Origin of the sequence: Cellulomonas sp. Leaf334 (genome assembly GCF_001424195.1) — a bacterium.
Taxonomy (GTDB): domain Bacteria; phylum Actinomycetota; class Actinomycetes; order Actinomycetales; family Cellulomonadaceae; genus Cellulomonas.
This window is the reverse complement of record NZ_LMOO01000006.1, coordinates 114,224-134,512: the sequence shown is the minus strand read 5'-3', so window position 1 is coordinate 134,512 and position 20,289 is coordinate 114,224. Positions and strand designations below refer to the sequence as shown.

Below are 20,289 nucleotides of genomic sequence, written 5' to 3'. Positions count from 1 at the left end.
GTCCGCTACGTCGTCCGGCGCAGTGAGCGCTGCCAGTCGGCGTGCAGGTCCGCGAACCTGCCGCCGGAGGCCACCAGGGCGACGGGCGAGCCGTCCTCGACGATGCGCCCGTCCTCGATGACCAGCACCCGGTCCGACCCCATGACCGTCGACAGCCGGTGCGCGATGACGACGGACGTGCGGTCGGCGAGCAGCGTCTGCAGCCCGACCTGCACGAGCGCCTCCCCCGGGACGTCCAGGGAGCTGGTCGCCTCGTCGAGGATGAGGAGCGCCGGGTCCGCCAGGAACGCGCGCGCGAACGACACGAGCTGGCGCTGCCCGGCCGAGAGCCGCACCCCGCGCTTGTCCGCCTCGGTGTCGTACCCGTCCGGCATCGCCGCGATGAGGTCGTGCACGCCGACCGCCCGAGCGGCCGCCTCGATCTCCTCCGCGGTGGGCTCGGGCTTACCGAGCGCGATGTTCGCGCCGATCGAGCCCGAGAACAGGTACGCCTCCTGGGTCACCATCACCACGGCCCGCCGCAGGTCGCCCGGCTCGATCTCGCGCAGGTCGAGCCCGTCGAGACGCACGGCCCCCTCGCGGACGTCGTAGAACCGGGCGAGCAGCTTCGCGATGGTCGACTTGCCCGCACCCGTCTCGCCGACGAGCGCGATCGACTGGCCGGCCGGGATGTGCAGGTCGACGTGCGGCAGGACCGTCGGCCCCGTGCCGTACCCGAACTCGACGTCGTCGAACCGGACGTCGCCGCGCGCCTGGGCCAGCCGCCGCGGGTGCACCGGCTCCGGGACGGTCGGCTCCTCGGCCAGCAGCGCAGCCAGCTTCTCGAGAGCAGCGGTCGCCGACTGGAACGAGTTGTAGAACATGCCGATCTGCTGCAGGGGGTTGAAGAACCGGCGTGCGTACAGCACGGCCGCGACGAGCACCCCGACCTCGATCCCGCCGTCGAGCGCACGCAGGCCACCGACGAGCAGCACCGCGGCGACCGTCACGTTGCCGATCAGCGTGAGCCCGGTGTCGAAGACGCCGTTGAGCCGGATCGACGTGGCGTTCGTGTTCCGGTAGTCCTCCGCCAGCTCGCCGTACACCCCGCGCGCCTGGGGCTCCCGACGGAACGCCTGCACCGCGCGGATGCCGGTCATGGTCTCGACGAACCGCACGATGAGCCGTGCTGCCGCCGTCCGCTGCTTGCGGTACTGCACCTGGGAGCGCACCTGGAACCAGCGCGTGAGGAGGACGCCGGGCACGACCGCGATGAGGAGCACGAGCCCACTGCGCCAGTCGAGGAGCACCAGCGACACCGCGGTGAACACCATCGCCAGGACGCCCGACGCGAGCGTCGTCACGCCCCCGTCGAGGAGCTCGCGCAGCGCGTCCACGTCCGAGGTCTGCCGCGAGATGATCCGGCCCGACGTGTACTTCTCGTGGAACTCCAGGCTGAGGCGCTGCGTGTGCCGGAACACCCGGCGGCGCAGGTCGAGCAGCATCGTCTGGCTCACGCGGGCGGACGCGCGGACGGTCGCGGCGGTCAGCAGCCCGCCCAGGAGCGCAGCCGCGAGGTAGGCGGCGGTCGCGAGCGTGATCGGTCGGGCGTCGCCGCCCGTGAGCGCCGGGAGCGCCTGGTCGATGCCGTAGGCCACGAGCGCGGGCCCGGCGACGGCCGCGAGCTGCGCCCCGACGACCAGGGCGGCGGTCCCCCACGCGGCGCCGGCGACCGGACGCAGCAGCGACCGGAGCAGGCCGAGCGACCGGCGGCGGATGCGTCGGGACTCGACGGAGGTGCTCTGCTCCTCGAAGTTCTCGGAGGTGGCCGACGTGACAGGCGCGCTCACGGTCGCACCTCCGCGAGCTCGTCGGACTCCGCGTCGTCGGTGCCGTCCGCATCGTCCAGCGCCGACAGCGCGGTGAGCACGTACCGGTAGTGCGGGTGCGTGGACAGCAGGTCGGCGTGCCGGCCGACGCCGGTGATCCGGCCGTCCTCGAGCACCGCGACCCGGTCGGCCAGCGCGACGGTCGAGGGCCGGTGCGCGACGACGAGGGTGGTGGTCCCGGTGAGCATCGCGCGCAGCCGCGCGGTCACCGCGGCCTCCGTCGTGACGTCGAGCGCCGAGAGCGGGTCGTCGAGCAGCAGGACGCGCGGACGGACGGCGATCGCGCGGGCCAGGGCGATCCGCTGCCGCTGCCCGCCGGAGAGGCTGAGCCCTTCCTCGCCGATGATCGTGTCGAGCCCGTCGGGCAGCCGGTGAGCGAACCCCGCACGGGCGACGTCGAGGGCTTCGGCGACGAGGTCGTCGGCGGCCTGCCCGGTCAGGTCCGTGCCGAGCAGCACGTTCTCGCGGACCGACGCCGAGAACAGGATGGGGTCCTCGAACGCGATCGACACGGCCGCGCGCAGGTCCGCGCGACTCACGTCGCGCACGTCCACCCCGTCGATCCGGACGCTGCCCGCGGTGACGTCGTAGAGCCGCGGGACCAGCTGGAGCAGTGTCGTCTTGCCGCTGCCGGTGAGCCCGACGAGCGCCATGGTCTCCCCCGGCTCCAGCACGAGGTCGATCCCCGCGAGGATGTCCGACGAGGCGGTGCGTGAGTGCGCGAAGTGGACCCCGGACAGCTCCACGCGAGAGCCCGCGGGGTCCGCGCCAGGCAGCGCGACGGGGTCCGCGGGATCGCGCACGGCCGAGCCCGTGTCCATGACCTGCAGGTACCGGTCGGTCGCGGCCTTCGCGTCGAGCGTCATCGCCAGCAGCATGCCGAGGCGTTCCACCGGGCTGTTCACGACGGCCGCGGTGGCGAAGAACGCGACCAGGGCGCCGACGCTCAGCTGGCCGCGGGACACCAGGACGACCCCGATCCCGAGCGACAGCGCCAGGATCGTCTCCGGGATGGCGCTCAGGGCGAACGACACCCGGGACTGCGTCCTCGCCTTGTGCACCTCGACCGAGCGCAGCGCGTCGGCCTGCCGCACGAAGTCGTCCAGCGCGTGCTGGCCGCGGCCGAAGGCCTTCAGGACGCGGATGCCGTGGACCGACTCCTCGACGGTCGTCGCCAGGTCGCCCGCCTGGTCACGGGCCTGCCGGGCGACCACCTTGTAGTCCTCCCGGAACCGGAAGCCGAGCCAGATCATGGGGACCGCGCCCGCCAGGTACACGAGGCCGAGCACCCAGCTGGTCGCGAGCATCAGGGCGACGCCGACGAGGACGGTCGTCGCGCTGACCGCCAGCATGACCAGCCCGAACACCGTCCACCGCCGGATGGTGCCCAGGTCCGACATGATCCGCGACAGCAGCTGCCCTCCCGACCAGCGGTCGTGGAACTCCACCGGCAGGTCGAGCAGGTGCTGGAACAGGTCGGTGCGCATGTCCCGCTCGACCGTCGTACCCGGCGTCAGGATCAGCGCGCGGCGGCACCAGACGAGGAACGCCTCGAGCACGCCGAGCCCCAGGATGACGAGCGCACCCAGGATCACCCCGCGCTGCGACCCCTCCGTCAGCAGCGGGCCGTTGACGATCACGCGCAGGACCTGCGGGACCGCGAGCGCAAGCAGGGAGGCGCCGAGGGCCGTCAGTCCGCCGAGCGCGATCCGCGGGAGCGCAGGTCGCGCCCAGCGACGCAGGCGCAGGAGCACCTTGGTGGTGGACTCGGGAGGTCGTGCGGGTGGAGCAGAGGGCACGCCTCCACCCTACGGAGGACCTCCGACAGTTGCCCGGTCGATCTCAGGTCCGCACGATCCGGTTGTTGCTCGCCTGCGCGCGCGGGCGGACCACCAGGAGGTCGATGTTGACGTGCGCCGGCCGGCCGAGCGACCACGCGATCGCGTCGGCGATGTCGTCCGCGACCAGCGGCTCGTACCCGGCGTACACGGCCGCGGCCCGCTCGCTGTCCCCGTCGAACCGCACCATCGAGAACTCCTCGGTGGCCACGGCGCCCGGCGCGATCTCGATGACCCGGATCGGCTCGCCGAGGATCTCCCAGCGCAGCGTCGTCGCGAGCATCCGCTCGGCGTGCTTCGCGCCGACGTACCCGGCACCGCCCTCGTAGGTCCCGTGCGCCGCCGTCGAGGTCACGACGACGATGTCGCCGCCGTCGCCGTCGCGCAGGTGCGGGAGCAGCGCCTGGGTGACCCGCAGGGTGCCGAGCACGTTGAGCTCGTACATCTGGCGCCAGTGGTCGAGCTGGGAGGACTCGACCGGGTCCAGCCCGAAGGCGCCGCCCGCGTTGTTGACCAGCGCGTCGAGCGGGCCACCCTCGGCCACCTCGGCGGCCAGCCGCGCGACGTCGGCGTCGTCGGTGACGTCGGCGACGATCGTGGTCGCGCCGGTCTCGTCGGCCAGTGCGGCCAACCGGTCCGCGCGGCGGGCTGTCGCGACGACGTCCCAGCCGTCGGCGCGCAGGCGGCGGACCGTCGCGGCACCGATCCCGGAGGACGCGCCCGTCACCAGGGCGCGTCGGGGCGTGCTCGTGCTCATGCGGAACTCCAGGAGTGTGTGGTGGTGGGGCTGGGCAGCAGGCTAGGCGACCTCGGCGAGGACCTCGGTCAGCAGTCCGAGACCGGTCGCGGCCTCGTCGGGCGTGACGACGCAGGGCGGTACGACGTGCACCCGGTTGTCGGCGAGGAACGGGAGCAGCCCGCGGGCCAGCGCGCCCGCCTTGATCCGGCCCATGGTCGCGGCGTCGACGGGTTCGCGGGTCTCCTGGTCCTGGACCAGCTCCACGGCCCAGAACACGCCGAGCCCGCGCACCTCACCGACCAGCGGGTTCGTCGCAGCCAGCTCCGCGAGCCCGGGGCCGAGGACGTCGCGGCCGATCGCGGCGGCGTTGTCGACGATGCCCTCGTCGGCCATGGCGTCGAGCGCGGCGACGATCGACCCCATCGCCAGCGGGTGGCCGGAGTAGGTGAGCCCGCCGGGGAACACCCGGTCGTCGAACGTCTTCGCGATGGGCTCGCTGAGGATCACGCCACCCGCGGGGACGTAGCCGGAGTTGACGCCCTTGGCGAAGGTGATGAGGTCGGGCACGACGTCGAACGAGTCGAACGCGAACCACTGGCCGGTCCGTCCGAACCCGGCCATGACCTCGTCGAGGATGAGCAGGATCCCGTACCGGTCGGCGATGGCCCGGACGCCGGCCAGGTAGCCGGGCGGCGGGACGAGCACGCCCGCGGTGCCGGGGATGGTCTCGAGCAGGATCGCCGCGACCGACGTCGGACCCTCCGCCTGGATCACGCGCTCCAGGTGGTGCAGCGCGCGCTCGGACTCCTGCTCGGGCGTGGTCGCCCAGAACTCCGACCGGTACAGGTACGGGCCGAAGTGGTGCACGTGCGCGCGGGCGTACTCGTTGGGCACGCGCCGCCAGTCCCCCGTCGCGACCACGGCCGCACCGGTGTTGCCGTGGTACGAGCGGTAAGCGGACACCACCTTGTCGCGGCCGGTGTGCAGGCGGGCCAACCGGATCGCGTTCTCGTTGGCGTCGGCCCCGCCGTTGGTGAAGAAGACGCTGGTGAAGCCGTCCGGCGCATGGCTGAGCACCCGCTCCGCAGCGCGGCCGCGCGTGAGGTTCGCCGTCGCCGGCGCGACGGTGGTCAGCGTCGCCGCCTGCTCCTGGATCGCCGCCACCACGCGAGGGTGCTGGTGGCCGATGTTGGTGTTCACCAGCTGGCTGGAGAAGTCCAGGTACCGGCGACCCGCGTGGTCCCACACCGTCGAGCCCAGCCCACCGGCGATGACCAGCGGGCTCAGGTGCGCCTGCGCCGACCACGAGTGGAAGACGTGGTCGCGGTCGAGACGCAGCGCGGTGGCGTCGTCGTCGGTGGTCATGGTGTCTCTCCTTCTGGTGCGAACCCGCGCGCGGGCGCCGTTGCGAACGCCCGCGCGCGGAGGTGCTCAGTTGCCGCCGGCCTCGAGTGTGACCTCGATCGGCTCGAAGTCGTCGCCGGACACGTCGACGCCCTCCTCCTTCAGCTCGGCCAGTGCCTGCTCCACGTACTCGTTGGTGTACGCCTCGGCGTCGGGCTCGGTCGTGATGACCGTGGCGCCCTGGTCGTTCTTGGTGGTGAGGGCGACGTCGACGGTCTGTGCCCACGCGTCCTCGTCGATCATGCCGATGCCGTCCGGGGACGGCCAGATCAGCTTGTTGATCTCGTTGGTCTGCCACAGCTGGTGGCTGTTGCCCAGCTGCGAGCCCTGGGCCACGACGATGTCCCGGGCCTCCTCCGGGTTGTCGCGTGCGTAGATCCATCCCTTGAGGCTCGCCTTGATGAACTTGACGGTCGTGTCCTGGTACTCCTCGTCGGACGCCAGCTTCTCCGAGTTCGCCCAGATCGCGTCCTGGAGCATGGCCGTGCCCTCGTCGTTCCAGTTGATCGCCGTGAAGTCGTCGGCCGTGTACAGCTCGCCCGTGTCGGGGTTCTCCGCCTCGAGCAGCTGCGCGTACTCGTTGTAGGTCATGGCCTGGGCAGCGTCGATGTCCCCCGCGAGGAACGCGTTCATGTCGAACTGCTGCTGGACCAGCGTGACGTCGGTGGCCGGGTCGAGGCCCGCCTCCGTCATGCCCGCGAACAGCTCGAACTCGTTGCCGTAGCCCCAGTTCCCGACCGTCTTGCCCTCGAGGTCCGCCGCCGTAGAGATGCCCTTGTCAGCGAACGAGACCTGCAGGGTGCCGGACTTCTGGAAGATCTGCGCGACGTCGGTGATCCCGGCGCCCTGCTCCCGCGACGCGAGCGCCTTGGGCACCCACGCGATCGCGTAGTCGACCGAGCCGTCGGCCAGCACCGACTGCGGCACGATGTCGGTGCCACCCTCGACGATCTGCACGTCGAGCCCTTCGTCGACGTAGTAGCCCTGGTCGATCGCCGCGTAGTAGCCGGCGAACTGGGCCTGGGTGAACCACTGCAGCTGGAGCTTGACGGGGATGAGCACCTCGGAGCTCATCGAGGGCTCCTCCTCGGCCTCCCCGCCGCTGTCCGAGCTGCATCCCGCCAGGACGAGCGCCGCGGCGACGCCGACCGCGCCCCACGCAGTACGCCGGTTGAGTCTCATGATCAATCCTCTCTCTGCTGGTTGGCCGTCCGGCCACGGATCCGGCCTGGCGTCGCTGGCAGGCGGACGTTCTAGCCCCCTTGGCGCCGCGCGACGGCGCGCTCGAGCGCGAGGGTCGCGAGGTAGAACACGAGACCGAGCAGGATGGCCCCGAGCACGAACGCCCACGCCCGGGCGTAGGCGCTGTTCGACGCGGCGGACGTGATGCGCGACCCGAGCCCGTTCTGCAGCCCGCCGAAGTACTCGGCGACGATCGCGGCGATCACGGCCGTCGACGACGCGATCCGCAGCCCGGTGAACAGGTACGGCAGCGCGCCGGGGATCGTCACGGTGCGCGTGATCTGCCGGGGCGTCGCCGCGTACGCCTTGAGCAGGTCGCGGTGCACCGGCTGCACCTGCCGCAGGCCGCGCAGCATGTTGACGAACACGGGCGCGAAGACGACGACCGACACCACGAGCCGCCGCGGGGTGGTCGACGTGGTGCCGAACATCGTGTTCAGCGCGGGTGCCAGCGCGACGATCGGCATGACCGACAGGGCCGCCGCGGTCGGCGACAGGAGCGTGTCCGCCATCCGGCTGCGCGCCGCGACGATGGCGGCGCCGACGGCCACCACGCTGCCGACCACGAGCCCGACCAGGACGTTCATGCCCGTGGCCAGCGCGGCGGACCAGACGAGCGGCAGGACGAGCAGAAGCTGCTCGACGATCGCGGTCGGGCTGGGCAGCAGGTACGGCTTGATGCCCGCCCCGACGACGAACGCCTGCCAGAGCAGCAGCGCGACGACCCCGAGCAGGACGGGGGCGAGCCAGCGACGGACGGCGGAGGCGGTCATCGCAGGTCTGTCCCTCTGGAGACCCCTCTGGCCGTGACCGGGGTGCCGTGCAACGCCTCGCGCACGGCGGTGACCGCCGCGAAGAACGACGCGTCCTCCCGCAGCCCCTCCCCGCGCACGTCGCCGAGCGCGATCGGCACGACCGCGCTGATCCGGCCCGGACGTGGGGACATCACGACGACCCGCTGCGACAGGAACACGGCCTCGGGGATCGAGTGCGTGACGAACACGACGGCCGCGCCGCTCTCCGCGCAGATCCGCACGAGCTCGGTCTGCATCCGCTCGCGGGTCATCTCGTCGAGCGCCCCGAACGGCTCGTCCATGAGGAGCAGGCTGGGCCGCTCCGCGAGCGATCGCGCGATCGCGACGCGCTGCTGCATGCCGCCGGACAGCTGGTGCGGGAAGTGCCCGGCGAAGTCGTCGAGGCCGACGAGCGACAGCAGCTCCTTCGCACGCACCGCACGTTCGGCCTTGCCGACGCCGTGCAGCTCCAGCGGCAGCTCGACGTTCGCCGTCACGGTCCGCCACGGCAGCAGGCCCGCCTGCTGGAACGCGATGCCGTAGTCCTGCGCCTCGCGGGCCTGCTGCGGGGTCTTGCCGAACACGGCGAGCGTGCCGGTCGTCGGGGTGTCGAGGTCGGCGATCAGGCGCAGCAGCGTCGACTTGCCGCAGCCCGACGGTCCGATGAGCGAGACGAACTCGCCCGCGGCGACGGTCAGGTCGATGCCGTCGAGGGCGACCACCTCGCCGGACCGAGACGAGAAGACCTTGCCGACGCCCGTTGCCTCGACGGCGTTCATGAGACCTCCGCGTAGCGGTAGCGGCCCAGGCCGAGCCCGAGCAGGGACACCAGGCCGGCGGCGACCAGACCGAGCAGCGCGGCCGCGGCGATCGCCGCCCACGGCTTCGCGGGGTCGCCGCTCGCCGACTGCGCGTAGCTGATGATCAGTCGCCCGATGCCGCCCTTCGTGCCGGTCGACACCTCTGCGACGATCGCGCCGACCACCGCGGTCGCCGCGCCGAGCCGCAGCGCGGGCAGCAGGTACGGGACGCTCGCCGGGAGCCGCAGCGAAAGCATCGTGCGGTTCCAGCTGGCCGCCTGCGCGCGGAACAGCTCGACCTGCGCCGCGGGCGGCGACTGGAACCCGCGCAGCGCACCGATGGTCACGGGGAAGAACGCCAGGTAGCTCGCGATGAGCGCGACCGACATCCACCGCTGCCACTCGAACGTCCCGATGTGGATGCGCCCACCCCAGCCGACGACCAGCGGCGCGAGCGCGATGAGCGGCACCGTCTGGCTGAGCACCACCCACGGCACCAGCGCGGACTCGGCCATCTGCCAGCGCTGCATGAGCGCCGCGAGCAGCAGCCCGCCGATCGACCCCACCAGCCAGCCCGCGAGCGCGACCCGCAGCGTGAACCAGCACGCCGAGAGCATCGCGCTCAGCACCGTCGGCGATCCGGTGGCCGACGTCTCCGGCTGGAGCACGCGGTCCACGATGTCCCAGACGTGCGGCATCGCCAGGTCGTCGGTCCGCGGCAGCACGCTCGCCTCGCCGAGGTGGCCACCCGCGTCGGGCACGACGACCTTGACCAGCTCCCAGAGCGCGGCGAGCAGCAGGACCGCGAGCACCGCGACGAGGATCCGTCGGCCCACCGTCGACCGCTCGCGCGGCCGGACGGGCACCGGAGCAGTGCGCTCCGGCGCGAGCGTGGTGGCCAGATCGGTCATGCGGTGGCCACGACCGGCGTCGCCAGGGCGGGGATGACGTGCTCGCCGTAGACGCGCATCGTCTCCTCCTTGTTGTCGTGCTGGAGGTAGCCGGCGAACTGGGTGACGCCGAGGTCGCGCAGGGCCTCGAGCCGTTCGACGTGCTCCTGCGCGTCGCCGAGGATGCAGAACCGCTCCACGATCTCGTCGGGCACGAACGCCGCGTGGGTGTTCCCGGCACGGCCGTGCTCGTTGTAGTCGTAGCCCTGGCGGCCCGCTATGTAGTCGGTGAGCGCCTTCGGGACGGACGAGTCGGCTCCGTAACGGGCGACGATGTCCGCGACGTGGTTGCCGACCATGCCCCCGAACCAGCGACACTGCTCCCGCATGTGCTGGCGGTCGTCACCGATGTACATCGGCGCGGCCACGCAGAACTTCACCGCGTCGGGGTCCCGCCCCGCCTGCTCGGCCGCGTCGCGCACCACCTTGATCGTCCAGGCGGCGATGTCCGGGTCCGCGAGCTGGAGGATGAACCCGTCGCCCACCTCGCCGGTCAGCTTGAGCGCCAGCGGACCGTACGCGGCGACCCAGATGTCGAGCGTCGAGCCCCGTGACCACGGGAAGTGCACCTTGGCGCCGTTGACCTCGACGGCCCGGTCGTTGGCCAGCTCGCGGATCACGTGCACCGACTCGCGCAGGGTCGCCAGGTTCGACGGCCGCCCGTGCAGGGTCCGCACCGCGGAGTCGCCGCGGCCGATCCCGCAGATCGTGCGGTTGCCGTACATCTCGTTGAGCGTGGCGAACAGGGACGCGATGACCGTCCAGTCCCGCGTCGCCGGGTTGGTCACCATGGGCCCCACCATCACCTTGCGGGTGGCCGCGAGGATCGCCGAGTAGATGACGAACGGCTCCTGCCACAGCAGGTGCGAGTCGAACGTCCACACGTGGCTGAACCCGTGCGTCTCGGCCAGGCGGGCCAGCTCGACCGTGCGCGAGGCGGGCGGGTTCGTCTGCAGGACGACGCCGAAGTCCATGGGGTGCCCTTCTACAGGAGGTACTGGGACAGGCCGCGCGGCACGTACTTCCCGTGCCCGGCGCGTCCGCGGTAGCCGGTCTCGTCCACCACGACGGTCCCCCGCGAGAGGACGACGTCGACGTGCCCGTCGATCTCGTACCCCTCCCACGCCGAGTGGTCCATGTTCATGTGGTGCGTCTTGCCGACGCCGATCGACGTGTGGCCGGCCGGGTCGTAGACGACGACGTCGGCGTCGGCCCCCGGCGCGATGACGCCCTTCGTCCCGTACAGCCCGAACATCCGCGCGGGGGTGGTCGAGGTGAGCTCAACCCACCGCTCCAGCGTGATCTGCCCCGTGACGACCCCCTGGTACATCAGGTCCATGCGGTGCTCGATCGAGCCGATCCCGTTGGGGATGGCCCGGAAGTCACCGACCCCCAGGTCCTTCTGGCCCTTCATGCAGAAGGGGCAGTGGTCGGTGGAGACCATCTGCAGGTCGTTGGTCCGCAGCGCCTGCCACATGTGCTCCTGGTGACCCTCGGCCCGGGAGCGCAGGGGTGTGGAGCACACCCACTTGGCGCCCTCGAAACCTGGTGCTCCCAGCTGCTGCTCGAGGCTGAGGTACAGGTACTGCGGACACGTCTCGCCGAACACGTTCTTCCCGTTGTCGCGGGCCCACGCCAGCTGCGCGACGGCCTGCTTGGCGCTCACGTGCACCACGTACAGCGGGGCGTTCGTGACGTCGGCCAGCATGATCGCCCGGTGCGTGGCCTCCTCCTCGAGCTGCCAGGCGCGCGCGATGCCGTGGAAGTACGGGTCGGTCTTGCCCTGCGCGACGAGCTGCGCGGCGAGCACGTCGATCGCCGGGCCGTTCTCGGCGTGCATCATCGTGAGCAGCCCGAGGTCGGCCGCCTTCTGCATGGCCCGCAGGATCTGCGCGTCGTCGGAGTAGAAGACGCCCGGGTAGGCCATGAACAGCTTGTAGCTGGTCACCCCCTCGGCGACGAGTCCTTCCATCGCCTTGAGGGAGTCCTCGTCGACGCCGCCGACGATCTGGTGGAAGCCGTAGTCGATCGCGCAGTTCCCGGCCGCCTTGTCGTGCCAGGCCCCGAGCCCGTCCATCACCCGCTCGCCCGTGCGCTGCACCGCGAAGTCGATGATCGTCGTCGTCCCGCCCCACGCCGCGGCGCGGGTGCCCGACTCGAACGTGTCCGACGCGTTGGTGCCGCCGAACGGGAGCTCCATGTGGGTGTGCGCGTCGATGCCGCCCGGGATGACGTACTTCCCGGTCGCGTCGATGACCTGGTCGACGCTCGCGGCGAGGTCGTGGCCGAGCAGCGTCGAGCCCGGGCTGAGCACCGCGGCGATGGTCTCGCCGTCGATGAGCACGTCGGCGGCCGTCCGCCCGGTCGCGCTGACCAGGGTCCCGCCCGCAATGAGGGTCGTCATGAGAGTGCCTCCTCGCTCACGGAGCCACGATCGGGCCGTAGGCGTCCGGGCGACGGTCGCGGAAGAACTGCCACCGCTCCCGCACCACGCGGATCTGGTCGAGGTCCAGGTCCCGCACGATCAGCTGGTTCTCGCTCGACGAGCCGACCTCGCCGACGTAGTTGCCGTCCGGTCCGACCGCGTACGACGAGCCGTAGAAGTTGACGGCCTCGTCGCCGTACTCGTTGTCCTCGAGCCCGACACGGTTGTTCGCGACGACGAAGATCCCGTTGGCCACCGCCGCGGCGGGCTGCTCGATCTCCCACAGCTTGTTCGAGATCCCGGGGGCCGTCGCATTGGGGTTGAACACGATCTGTGCCCCGTTGAGGGCCAGGACCCGCCACCCTTCCGGGAAGTGCCGGTCGTAGCAGATGTTCACGCCGATCGTCCCGACGGCCGTCTCGAACACCGGGTATCCGAGGTTGCCCGGACGGAAGTAGAACTTCTCCCAGAACTTCGGCAGGTTCGGGATGTGGTGCTTGCGGTACTTGCCGAGGTAGCTGCCGTCGGCGTCGATCACCGCGGCCGTGTTGTAGAGGACGCCGGGTTGCTCCTCCTCGTACACGGGGAGCACCATGACGATGCCGAGCTCCTTGGCCAGCGCCGCGAACCGCTCCGTCGTCGGACCCGGCACCGACTCCGCGTAGTCGTAGTAGGCGGTGTCCTGCGTGATCCCGAAGTACGGGCCGTAGAACAGCTCCTGGAACGCGATGATCTGCGCACCCTGCGAGGCGGCCTCCCGCGTCCAGTCCTCGTGGAGCGCGATCATCGACTCCTTGTCGCCCGTCCAGGTGGCCTGGGTGAACGCGACGCGTACGACGGTCATAGGGCTCCTCCGTTCGTCTCATCTCGACCGGCCTCGGAGCCCTACGCGGCGCCTGAGTGCCCGTTCTTGGCACCGTAGCCTGGAATGTGACTGTCCGGGTTGAACATTTCTGCGCTGTTACTGATCGGTACCTCGACGCGAACATCGGCGCCGTCCACGTAAACATCTGAGCCTTCTCGCCGACGGCCTCCGCGGCCTCGGCTGCGACGTGCATCCTGACCCGCATGGACCTCGCCTCCCACGTCGACGACCGCAGCCCCCGCGGCATCGCGGCGACCGTGGCGCGACTCGTCCGCGGCGGTGACCTGCGGCCCGGTGACCGGCTCCCGACCGTCCGCCACCTCGCCGCCGACCTCGGCGTCAGCCCGGCGACCGTCAGCGGCGCCTGGCAGGCGCTCTCGGCCGTCGGCATCGTGATCTCCCGCGGTCGCGCTGGAACCGTCGTCCTCCCTCCGCCGGCGAGCTGGCTCCCGCCCCGCTACCGCGAGCTCGCCGGTGGCGCGCCCGCCCGGCTCGACCTGTCGACCGGCACCCCCGACCCCGAGCTGCTGCCGCTGATCGGTCCTGCCCTGTCCCGCGTCGCGGCTCCAGAGACCCGCTGCCGACACCGGTGCCTACGTCACCTCACCCGTCGTCCCCGCCCTCGAGGTGCTGCTGCGGGACTCGTGGCCGTTCGCACCGCAGCGCATCACCGTCGTCGACGGGGCTCTCGACGCCATCAGCCGAACCCTCGAACGCGTCGCCGGCTACGGCTCCCGCATCGCCGTGGAGGACCCCGGCTTCCCCCCGCTGTTCGACCTCGTGGATCAGCTCGGGCTCGAACGCGTCCCCGTCACGCTCGACCGGCACGGGATGCGACCCGACGCGCTCGACCGGGCGCTCGACGCCGGGGCGGGCGTCGTCGTCGTGCAGCCGCGCGCCCACAACCCGACCGGCGTGAGCATGACCTCCACGCGCGCCCGTGAGCTCGCCGCCGTCCTGCGCCGGTACGACGCCCTCGTCGTCGAGGACGACCACTCGGGCGAGATCGCGTCCGCGCGCGACGTCAGCCTCGGGTCGCTCCTGCCCGACCGGGTCGTGCACGTGCGCTCCTACTCGAAGTCCCACGGCCCCGACCTGCGCATCGCCGCTGTGGGCGGACCCGCCTCCGTGCTCGACGGTCTGGTCGCCCGCCGCATGCTCGGCCCCGGCTGGACCAGTCGCCTCCTCCAGCACGTCCTCGTCGACCTGCTCACCGACAGCACCGCCATCGAGGCCGTCGCGCACGCCCGTCGCGTCTACCACGCCCGCCGCCGCGCCCTCCGCGACGCCCTCGCCACGCACGGCCTCGCGATCGAGCCCGGCGACGGGATCAACGTCTGGCTCCCGGTGCACGACGAGCGCACCGCGCTGGTCCGACTCGAGGCAGCCGGCATCCGCGTGGCGCCGGGCACCCCGTTCTCCGCCGACGGAGGTACGACCACCCTCAACCCGTCATCGGAGGACGACGCCGCCGAGCGAGAAGGGACGAGCCACACCCCGGTGAGCGCCGACACCCGCGAGTCCGCACGTCCCGGTGACCACGTCCGGGTCACCGTCGGCCTCCTCGGCGTCGAGGTGGACGACGTCGCTCGCGCCCTGGCACTCGCCGCCGCACCCTGACGGCGGCACAGCCGTCGGGTCAGCTCAGCACCCGTGCGTGAGCGTGAGCGTGAGCGTGATCCGGGACCTCCCCGAGCCCCGGATCACCGCCCACACCACTGTCGAACATGTGTTCGATCCTAGGCCACTCGGAGCAGGACATCAAGACCCGACGGCGACGAGCGCAGGTCGTCCACTGCGACCGCGGCCCACTTGCCGACACACCACCCCCCAGGCCTACTCTGTGCCCGGAACCCTGCCGGCTGTGGCCGGGTCGCGCCGCCCGGACGTGGGCGGCCCTCCGGAGGTGCGACGTGCACCCCACCCCGACGCCGAGCGACGTGCTCGCGCGCCCCGCACCGCAGAGCCCCGGAGCCCTCATCCCGATGCCCAGGATCCGTCCCGTCCTCCTGACCGCCGTCGCCGCCCTGGCGCTCACGGCGTGCTCCGCCCAGAGCACACCGGAAGCAGGACCGACGGAGCCCGCGAGCGCCACGTTCGCCCCGGTGACCCTCGACAACTGCGGCACGGAGGTCACGATCACCGCGCCGCCGTCGAAGGTCGTCACCATCAAGTCGACCGCGACGGAGATGCTCCTGGCGCTGGGGCTGGAGGATGTGCTCATCGGCACGGCGTTCGCGGACGGTCCGGTGCCGCAGGCCTACGAGGCCGCGTTCGCGGGCGTCCCGGTGGTCTCGGACAAGGTCCCCGGCCAGGAGGCGCTGCTCGCGCTGGAGCCCGACTTCGTCTACGGCGGCTGGGAGTCGAACTTCTCGGCGGACGGCGCCGGCGACCGCGCTGCGCTGCACAACCTCGGGATCACCACGTACGTCTCCCCCGCGGCGTGCAAGGAGGCGGGCTACATGCCCGACCCGCTGACGTTCGAGGAGGTCGCCGACGAGATCCGTGAGGTCGCGGCGATCTTCGGGGTGCCGGAGCGGGCGGAGGAGCTGATCGCGGAGCAGGAGGCGACGCTGGAGGCCGTGCAGCAGCCGGCCGACGAGACGACCGCGCTCTGGTACAGCTCCGGGACGGACACCCCGTACGTCGGGGCGGGCATCGGTGCACCGCAGATGATCATGGACGCGGCCGGACTGACCAACATCTTCGCGGACGTGCACGACAGCTGGACGTCGGCCGGCTGGGAGCAGGTCGTGGCGGCCGACCCGGACGTGATCGTGCTCGTCGACGCCGCCTGGAACACCGCGGACAAGAAGATCGCCCTGCTCGAGGCCAACCCGGCGACGAGCCAGCTCACGGCCGTGCGGGAGAAGCGGTACCTCCGCGTCCCGTTCGCGGCGGGCGAGGCCGGGGTCCGCAACGCCGACGCGGTCGCGTCGCTCAGCGACCAGCTGACCGAGCTGGGGTGAGACGCCGCACGCCTCTGTCGCTGCTGGTCCTCGCGGGGCTGGCGGCGCTCGTCGTGACGGTCCTGGTCACGGTCACGATCGGCCCGGCCGACCTCGGGGTCGCGGAGGTCGCGCGCAGCATCGCGGGCCACCTCGGCCTGCCCGTGGAGGCCGTCCCGCGGCTGCACGACGCGATCGTGTGGGACCTGCGGCTCCCCCGCGTGCTCACGGCAGCCGCTGTGGGCGCCGGGCTCGCGATCGCGGGCGCGGTGATGCAGAGCCTGACGCGCAACCCGCTGGCCGACCCGTACCTGCTCGGACTCTCGTCGGGTGCGTCGCTCGGCGCGGTCGCCGTGCTCGTCGTCGGTGTGAGCCTGCTGCTGCCGGTCGCCGCGTTCGCCGGTGCGCTGCTGGCCCTCGTCGCGACCCTCGCCCTCGCCCGTTCGGGGAGCACCCTGTCCCCAGGCCGGACGGTCCTGGCCGGTCTCGCGGTGTCACAGATGGCCGCCGCGGGGACCAGCTTCGTCATCTTCTGGAGCTCGACGGGCGACTCCTACCGGGAGATCCTCAACTGGCTCCTGGGCTCGCTGGCGGGCGCGACGTGGGGGTCGGTCGCCATCGCGGGCATCGCGGTGGTCGTCGTCGGCACGGTCCTCGTGCTCAGTGCGACGCGGCTCGACGCGTTCGCGTTCGGGGACACGTCGGCGGCGGCCCTGGGCATCGACGTGGACCGCACGCGCTGGACCCTGATGACGGTCGTCGCCCTGCTCACGGGGGCGATGGTCGCGGTCAGCGGCGCGATCGGGTTCGTCGGCCTGATCCTGCCGCACGCCGTCTCGTCGCTCACCGGGCCCGCGCACCGCCGGCTGCTGCCCGTCGCCGCGCTCAGCGGTGCCGTGTTCCTCATCTGGGCGGACACGCTCGCCCGGACCGTCTTCGACCCGCGCGAGCTGCCCGTCGGCATCGTCACCGCCCTCATCGGCGTCCCGGTCTTCGCGTTCCTGCTCCGCCGCGGGAAGGGGTCGGCATGGACCTGACCCTCGACGGCGTCGGCACCCGCCTCGGAGGACGCTGGGTGGTCGACGGGATCGACGCGACCCCGCCGGCCGGCCACCTGACCGGACTGCTGGGGCCGAACGGAGCCGGCAAGACCACCCTGCTGCGCCTGGTTGCCGGGCTGCTGCCGCCCGAGAAGGGTGCGGTGCTGGTCCACGACACCCCGGTGCACGAGCTCTCGCGCAGGACGCGGGCCCGCCAGATCGCCCTGCTGGAGCAGGAGTCCACCAGCACTGTCCCGCTGACGGTCCGCGAGGTCGTGTCGCTCGGCCGGATCCCGTACCGGAGCCTGTGGGGCACCGACCCCGACGACGCGGCGGTCGACCGTGCGCTGGTCAGCGCGCAGGCGGACCACCTCGCCGAACGTCCCTGGTCCTCCCTGTCCGGTGGCGAGCGGCAGCGCGTGCAGATCGCCCGGGCGCTCGCGCAGGAACCCGAGCTCCTGCTCCTCGACGAGCCGACCAACCACCTCGACGTCAGCGCACAGCTGAGCCTGCTGGCGTTCGTGCGCGACCTGGGCACGACGACGGTCGCCGCCCTGCACGATCTCAACCTCGCGGCCGCGTTCTGCGAGCACGTGCTCGTCCTCGCGGACGGTCACCTCGCGGCAGCGGGGCACCCGCGCGAGGTGCTGACACCGGACCTCCTGCGCGCGGTCTACGGCGTCGAGGCCGACATCCTGGAGCACCCGCGCACCGGCCGGCCGGTCATCGCGTTCCACGAGCCGACGAGGTCCCCATGAAGATCACCGTCCTGTCCGGCGGCGTCGGCGGCGCCCGCTTCACCCGCGGCCTGCTGAACCTGGTCGGCGAACGCGCCCACATCACCGTCGTCGCGAACACCGGCGACGACATGTGGCTGCACGGCGTCCGCGTCTGCCCCGACCTCGACACCCTGATGTACACGCTCGGCGGTGCGGTCCACGAGGAGCAGGGCTGGGGCCGGCGCGACGAGAGCCGGCGGACCAGCGACGACCTCGCCGCGTACGGGCTCGGCTGGGAGTGGTTCACGCTGGGCGACCTCGACCTGGCCACCCACCTGGCCCGCACCGCGCTGCTCCGCACCGGGCTGCCGCTGTCCCGGGTCACGGCCCGCCTCGCCGAGCGCTGGGCACCGGGCGTGACGCTGCTGCCGATGACCGACGACGAGGTCGAGACGCACGTCGTCACCACCGACGGCCGGGAGCTCCACTTCGAGGAGTGGTGGGTCCGCCACCGGGCCGCGCTCCCCGCCGCGCGGTTCGTCCAGACGAACCTGGCGACGGCCACCCCCGCGCCCGGCGTCCTCGCGGCCATCGCCGACGCCGACGTGGTCGTCGTCCCGCCGTCCAACCCGGTCGTCTCCGTCGGGACGATCCTCGCGATCCCCGGCATCCGCGACGCGATGCGCACGACGGCCGCGCCGGTGGTCGGCGTCAGCCCCGTGATCGGCGGCGCACCCGTGCGCGGGATGGCCGACGTGTGCCTGACCGCGATCGGCGTCGAGACCAGCGCGCTCGCCGTGGCGCGGCACTACGGCCGACGGCCCGACGGTGTGCTGGACGCCTGGCTCGTCGACGACCGGGACGCCGACGCTGCCGACGCGCTGCGGTCGGAGGGCTGGCTCGCGGGTGCCGCGCCGACGCTCATGACCGACGTACCCACGACCGCCCGCATCGCTGCCGACGCGCTCGCCCTGGTCGGCGCACTGCCCTAACCGAGCGGCCGCTCCACGCGGGACGCCGTGACGACCCGGTGCACGAAGTCGAGCTTGCGGGCCACGGGCGCCGCGATCGTGAACGGGTACAGGTCGCTCTTGCCCATCGCGCGGTTCACGCGGTTGAGGAACGTCGAGACCGGTAGCCAGTCGGCGAGGATCTCCGCCATCGTCGCGTCCGCGTAACCGGTCCGCGGGCGCACCTCCCCATCGGCGATCTGCGGCACCCCCTCGACCCGGATGCTCATCTGCCCGCCGGCCGCGGTCTGCAGCGTGCTGGTCAGGTGCAGGTAGTGCGCGAAGCACTCCGCGAAGTCCTCCCACGGGTGCATCGTGGCGTACTCGGAGATGAAGCTCTCCGCCCAGTCGTGCGGCGCGCCCGTGCGGTAGTGCCGGGCGATCGCGTCGCGGTACGACGTGCGCTCGTCGCCGAAGATCGTCCGGCACTCGTCGATCCAGCCGGTCTGCTCGACGAGGATCCACTCGTAGTAGTGCCCGACCTCGTGCCGGAAGTGCCCGAGCATCGTCCGGTACGGCTCGCCGAGCCGGATCCGCAGCGCCTCACGGTGCGCGTCGAGCGACTCCGCCAGGTCGATCGTGACGATCCCGTTGGCGTGCCCGATGGTGACGCGCGCGCCGTCGGACCGCGACGACAGCAGGTCGAAGCCGAGCCCACCCGCCCGCTCGTACCAGGGGGTGATCGGCAGCCCGAGGTCCGCGAGCTGGACGAGCAGCCGCCGCTTGTCGCCCGACGCGGTCGCGAGCTTCTCGAGCGCGAGGGTGTCGTCGTTGCCCGGCCGCGTGCGCGTGAGTCTGCACGAGATGCACTGCCCCGAGCCGGAGTCGGCCGCCGCGAGCCAGTTGCACTCCCAGAGCCGGTTCGCGCACGGGAACCACCACGTGCCCTCGACGTCGCTGCCCTGCGCAGGTGCTGCGCGCATCGTCAGCGTCGGCGGGTGCAGTCCCAGCTCCAGGCCGCACCCGTCGCAGGCCACGGACTCGATGAATGCCACGTCCCCGCAGCGGGGACAACGGAAGAGGCGCACGCGCCGACGCTAGAGCACCGCGCGTGTCGCCGGGCCGACGCCGAGCCGCGCCACCTCGACCAGATCGTCGGGGACGTCCACGTCGCGACGCACGGTCGACATCGCACCGACCGCCAGCCGCACGTGCCCGGCCAGCTCGTGCGCGGCGGCGGACCCCGGCCCGAACTGCGGATCGAGCACCACCCCCGGCAGCGCCGCGAGGAGGGTCGTCCCCGTGCCGTCGGCGTCGGCCACGAACGCGCGCTCGTGGGCGCTCGCCATGCTCAGGGCGTCCGCGAGGTCGTCCGGCCGCAGCGCGGGCAGGTCACCCAGCAGGACGGCGACTCCGTCGCCACGTACCGCCGCGCGCTCGATGCCCGCTCGGACCGCACCGTTGAGCCCGCCGCCGGGTTCGTCGACGAGATCGACAGTCCCGCCGAGCAACCTCCGCAGCGGCTCGTCCGCCGTCACCACCACGACCCGCAGCACCTCGGGTGTCACCACGGCAGCCGCGATCGTGTCGAGCGCCATCGCCCGCACCAGCCCTTCCCGCGCAGACGCGGACAGCACGCCGGCGAGCCGCGTCTTCCCGTCGGCCGCCGGCTTCACGGGCACCACCACGACCCACCGCACCGTCGCA

Annotated in this window: 18 protein-coding genes and 1 pseudogene; 6 read left to right on the top strand and 13 right to left on the bottom strand. The window is 72.2% G+C overall.

The window, feature by feature from the left end; translation table 11 throughout:
* Window positions 1–5: 5 nt before the first annotated feature.
* The 11 genes from ASF78_RS15260 to ASF78_RS15210 form a co-directional block, all read right to left on the bottom strand.
* Complete coding sequence (locus ASF78_RS15260; protein WP_056591214.1) at window positions 6–1,829, bottom strand: ABC transporter ATP-binding protein; 1,824 nt, start codon at window positions 1,827–1,829, stop codon at window positions 6–8.
* Complete coding sequence (locus ASF78_RS15255; RefSeq protein WP_056591211.1) at window positions 1,826–3,667, bottom strand: ABC transporter ATP-binding protein; 1,842 nt, start codon at window positions 3,665–3,667, stop codon at window positions 1,826–1,828. The genes ASF78_RS15260 and ASF78_RS15255 overlap by 4 nt, the downstream gene beginning before the upstream one ends.
* A gap of 43 nt (window positions 3,668–3,710) precedes the next feature.
* The gene (locus ASF78_RS15250; RefSeq protein ID WP_056591208.1) at window positions 3,711–4,463 is read right to left on the bottom strand and encodes an SDR family oxidoreductase; all 753 of its coding nucleotides are present in this window, start codon (window positions 4,461–4,463) and stop codon (window positions 3,711–3,713) included.
* 42 nt (window positions 4,464–4,505) lie between these two features.
* The gene (locus tag ASF78_RS15245; protein ID WP_056591205.1) at window positions 4,506–5,810 is read right to left on the bottom strand and encodes an aspartate aminotransferase family protein; all 1,305 of its coding nucleotides are present in this window, start codon (window positions 5,808–5,810) and stop codon (window positions 4,506–4,508) included.
* 66 nt (window positions 5,811–5,876) lie between these two features.
* A complete protein-coding gene (locus ASF78_RS15240; protein ID WP_056591204.1) occupies window positions 5,877–7,031 on the bottom strand; it encodes an ABC transporter substrate-binding protein in 1,155 nt (384 codons plus the stop codon).
* A 71-nt stretch (window positions 7,032–7,102) separates the two neighbouring features.
* Entirely contained in the window at window positions 7,103–7,864 is a 762-nt protein-coding gene (locus ASF78_RS15235; protein ID WP_056591202.1) for an ABC transporter permease, read from the bottom strand.
* Entirely contained in the window at window positions 7,861–8,664 is an 804-nt protein-coding gene (locus ASF78_RS15230; RefSeq protein ID WP_056591199.1) for an ABC transporter ATP-binding protein, read from the bottom strand. The genes ASF78_RS15235 and ASF78_RS15230 overlap by 4 nt, the downstream gene beginning before the upstream one ends.
* Entirely contained in the window at window positions 8,661–9,596 is a 936-nt protein-coding gene (locus tag ASF78_RS15225; protein WP_082495115.1) for an ABC transporter permease, read from the bottom strand. Before ASF78_RS15225 ends, ASF78_RS15230 begins: the two co-directional genes overlap by 4 nt.
* A complete protein-coding gene (locus ASF78_RS15220) occupies window positions 9,593–10,609 on the bottom strand; it encodes a TIGR03842 family LLM class F420-dependent oxidoreductase (RefSeq protein WP_056591198.1) in 1,017 nt (338 codons plus the stop codon). The genes ASF78_RS15225 and ASF78_RS15220 overlap by 4 nt, the downstream gene beginning before the upstream one ends.
* A gap of 11 nt (window positions 10,610–10,620) precedes the next feature.
* Window positions 10,621–12,039: a dihydropyrimidinase gene (gene hydA / locus ASF78_RS15215; RefSeq protein ID WP_056591197.1), complete on the bottom strand. Its 1,419-nt coding sequence runs from the start codon at window positions 12,037–12,039 to the stop codon at window positions 10,621–10,623.
* Between the two features lie 16 nt (window positions 12,040–12,055).
* Entirely contained in the window at window positions 12,056–12,904 is an 849-nt protein-coding gene (locus ASF78_RS15210; protein WP_056591196.1) for a nitrilase-related carbon-nitrogen hydrolase, read from the bottom strand.
* 224 nt (window positions 12,905–13,128) lie between these two features.
* On the opposite strand from ASF78_RS15210, the pseudogene ASF78_RS23110 reads away from it, so the two are divergent.
* The 6 genes and pseudogenes from ASF78_RS23110 to cofD form a co-directional block, all read left to right on the top strand.
* Window positions 13,129–13,290, top strand: a pseudogene (locus tag ASF78_RS23110) (GntR family transcriptional regulator); the annotation flags it as partial.
* A gap of 262 nt (window positions 13,291–13,552) precedes the next feature.
* Entirely contained in the window at window positions 13,553–14,545 is a 993-nt protein-coding gene (locus ASF78_RS15205; protein ID WP_235518614.1) for an aminotransferase class I/II-fold pyridoxal phosphate-dependent enzyme, read from the top strand.
* Between the two features lie 365 nt (window positions 14,546–14,910).
* Complete coding sequence (locus tag ASF78_RS15200) at window positions 14,911–15,894, top strand: putative F420-0 ABC transporter substrate-binding protein (RefSeq protein WP_056591743.1); 984 nt, start codon at window positions 14,911–14,913, stop codon at window positions 15,892–15,894.
* The gene (locus tag ASF78_RS15195; RefSeq protein ID WP_056591193.1) at window positions 15,891–16,910 is read left to right on the top strand and encodes a putative F420-0 ABC transporter permease subunit; all 1,020 of its coding nucleotides are present in this window, start codon (window positions 15,891–15,893) and stop codon (window positions 16,908–16,910) included. The genes ASF78_RS15200 and ASF78_RS15195 overlap by 4 nt, the downstream gene beginning before the upstream one ends.
* Window positions 16,901–17,671 (top strand): putative F420-0 ABC transporter ATP-binding protein, encoded by a 771-nt coding sequence (locus ASF78_RS15190; protein WP_056591190.1) that lies wholly within the window; start codon window positions 16,901–16,903, stop codon window positions 17,669–17,671. The genes ASF78_RS15195 and ASF78_RS15190 overlap by 10 nt, the downstream gene beginning before the upstream one ends.
* Window positions 17,668–18,624, top strand: coding sequence for a 2-phospho-L-lactate transferase (gene cofD, locus ASF78_RS15185; RefSeq protein ID WP_056591186.1), 957 nt, complete (start codon window positions 17,668–17,670; stop codon window positions 18,622–18,624). The genes ASF78_RS15190 and cofD overlap by 4 nt, the downstream gene beginning before the upstream one ends.
* Here the strand turns inward: cofD and ASF78_RS15180 are convergent.
* Both ASF78_RS15180 and cofC read right to left on the bottom strand, forming a co-directional pair.
* Window positions 18,621–19,670, bottom strand: coding sequence for a putative zinc-binding metallopeptidase (locus tag ASF78_RS15180; protein ID WP_082495114.1), 1,050 nt, complete (start codon window positions 19,668–19,670; stop codon window positions 18,621–18,623). The genes cofD and ASF78_RS15180 overlap by 4 nt on opposite strands.
* A 9-nt stretch (window positions 19,671–19,679) precedes the next feature.
* Window positions 19,680–20,282 carry a 2-phospho-L-lactate guanylyltransferase gene (gene cofC, locus ASF78_RS15175; protein ID WP_056591185.1) on the bottom strand — a complete coding sequence of 201 codons (603 nt, stop codon included), beginning with the start codon at window positions 20,280–20,282 and terminating at the stop codon, window positions 19,680–19,682.
* Between the last annotated feature and the right edge of the window lie 7 nt (window positions 20,283–20,289).

Coding starts and splice junctions, on each gene's coding strand:
- ASF78_RS15220 (WP_056591198.1), bottom strand. CDS start 10,609: ATGGACTTCGGCGTCGTCCTGCAGACGAACCCGCCCGCCTCGCGCACG.
- hydA (WP_056591197.1), bottom strand. CDS start 12,039: ATGACGACCCTCATTGCGGGCGGGACCCTGGTCAGCGCGACCGGGCGG.
- ASF78_RS15240 (WP_056591204.1), bottom strand. CDS start 7,031: ATGAGACTCAACCGGCGTACTGCGTGGGGCGCGGTCGGCGTCGCCGCG.
- ASF78_RS15230 (WP_056591199.1), bottom strand. CDS start 8,664: ATGAACGCCGTCGAGGCAACGGGCGTCGGCAAGGTCTTCTCGTCTCGG.
- ASF78_RS15190 (WP_056591190.1), top strand. CDS start 16,901: ATGGACCTGACCCTCGACGGCGTCGGCACCCGCCTCGGAGGACGCTGG.
- ASF78_RS15210 (WP_056591196.1), bottom strand. CDS start 12,904: ATGACCGTCGTACGCGTCGCGTTCACCCAGGCCACCTGGACGGGCGAC.
- ASF78_RS15245 (WP_056591205.1), bottom strand. CDS start 5,810: ATGACCACCGACGACGACGCCACCGCGCTGCGTCTCGACCGCGACCAC.
- ASF78_RS15250 (WP_056591208.1), bottom strand. CDS start 4,463: ATGAGCACGAGCACGCCCCGACGCGCCCTGGTGACGGGCGCGTCCTCC.
- cofD (WP_056591186.1), top strand. CDS start 17,668: ATGAAGATCACCGTCCTGTCCGGCGGCGTCGGCGGCGCCCGCTTCACC.
- ASF78_RS15235 (WP_056591202.1), bottom strand. CDS start 7,864: ATGACCGCCTCCGCCGTCCGTCGCTGGCTCGCCCCCGTCCTGCTCGGG.
- ASF78_RS15225 (WP_082495115.1), bottom strand. CDS start 9,596: ATGACCGATCTGGCCACCACGCTCGCGCCGGAGCGCACTGCTCCGGTG.
- ASF78_RS15200 (WP_056591743.1), top strand. CDS start 14,911: ATGCCCAGGATCCGTCCCGTCCTCCTGACCGCCGTCGCCGCCCTGGCG.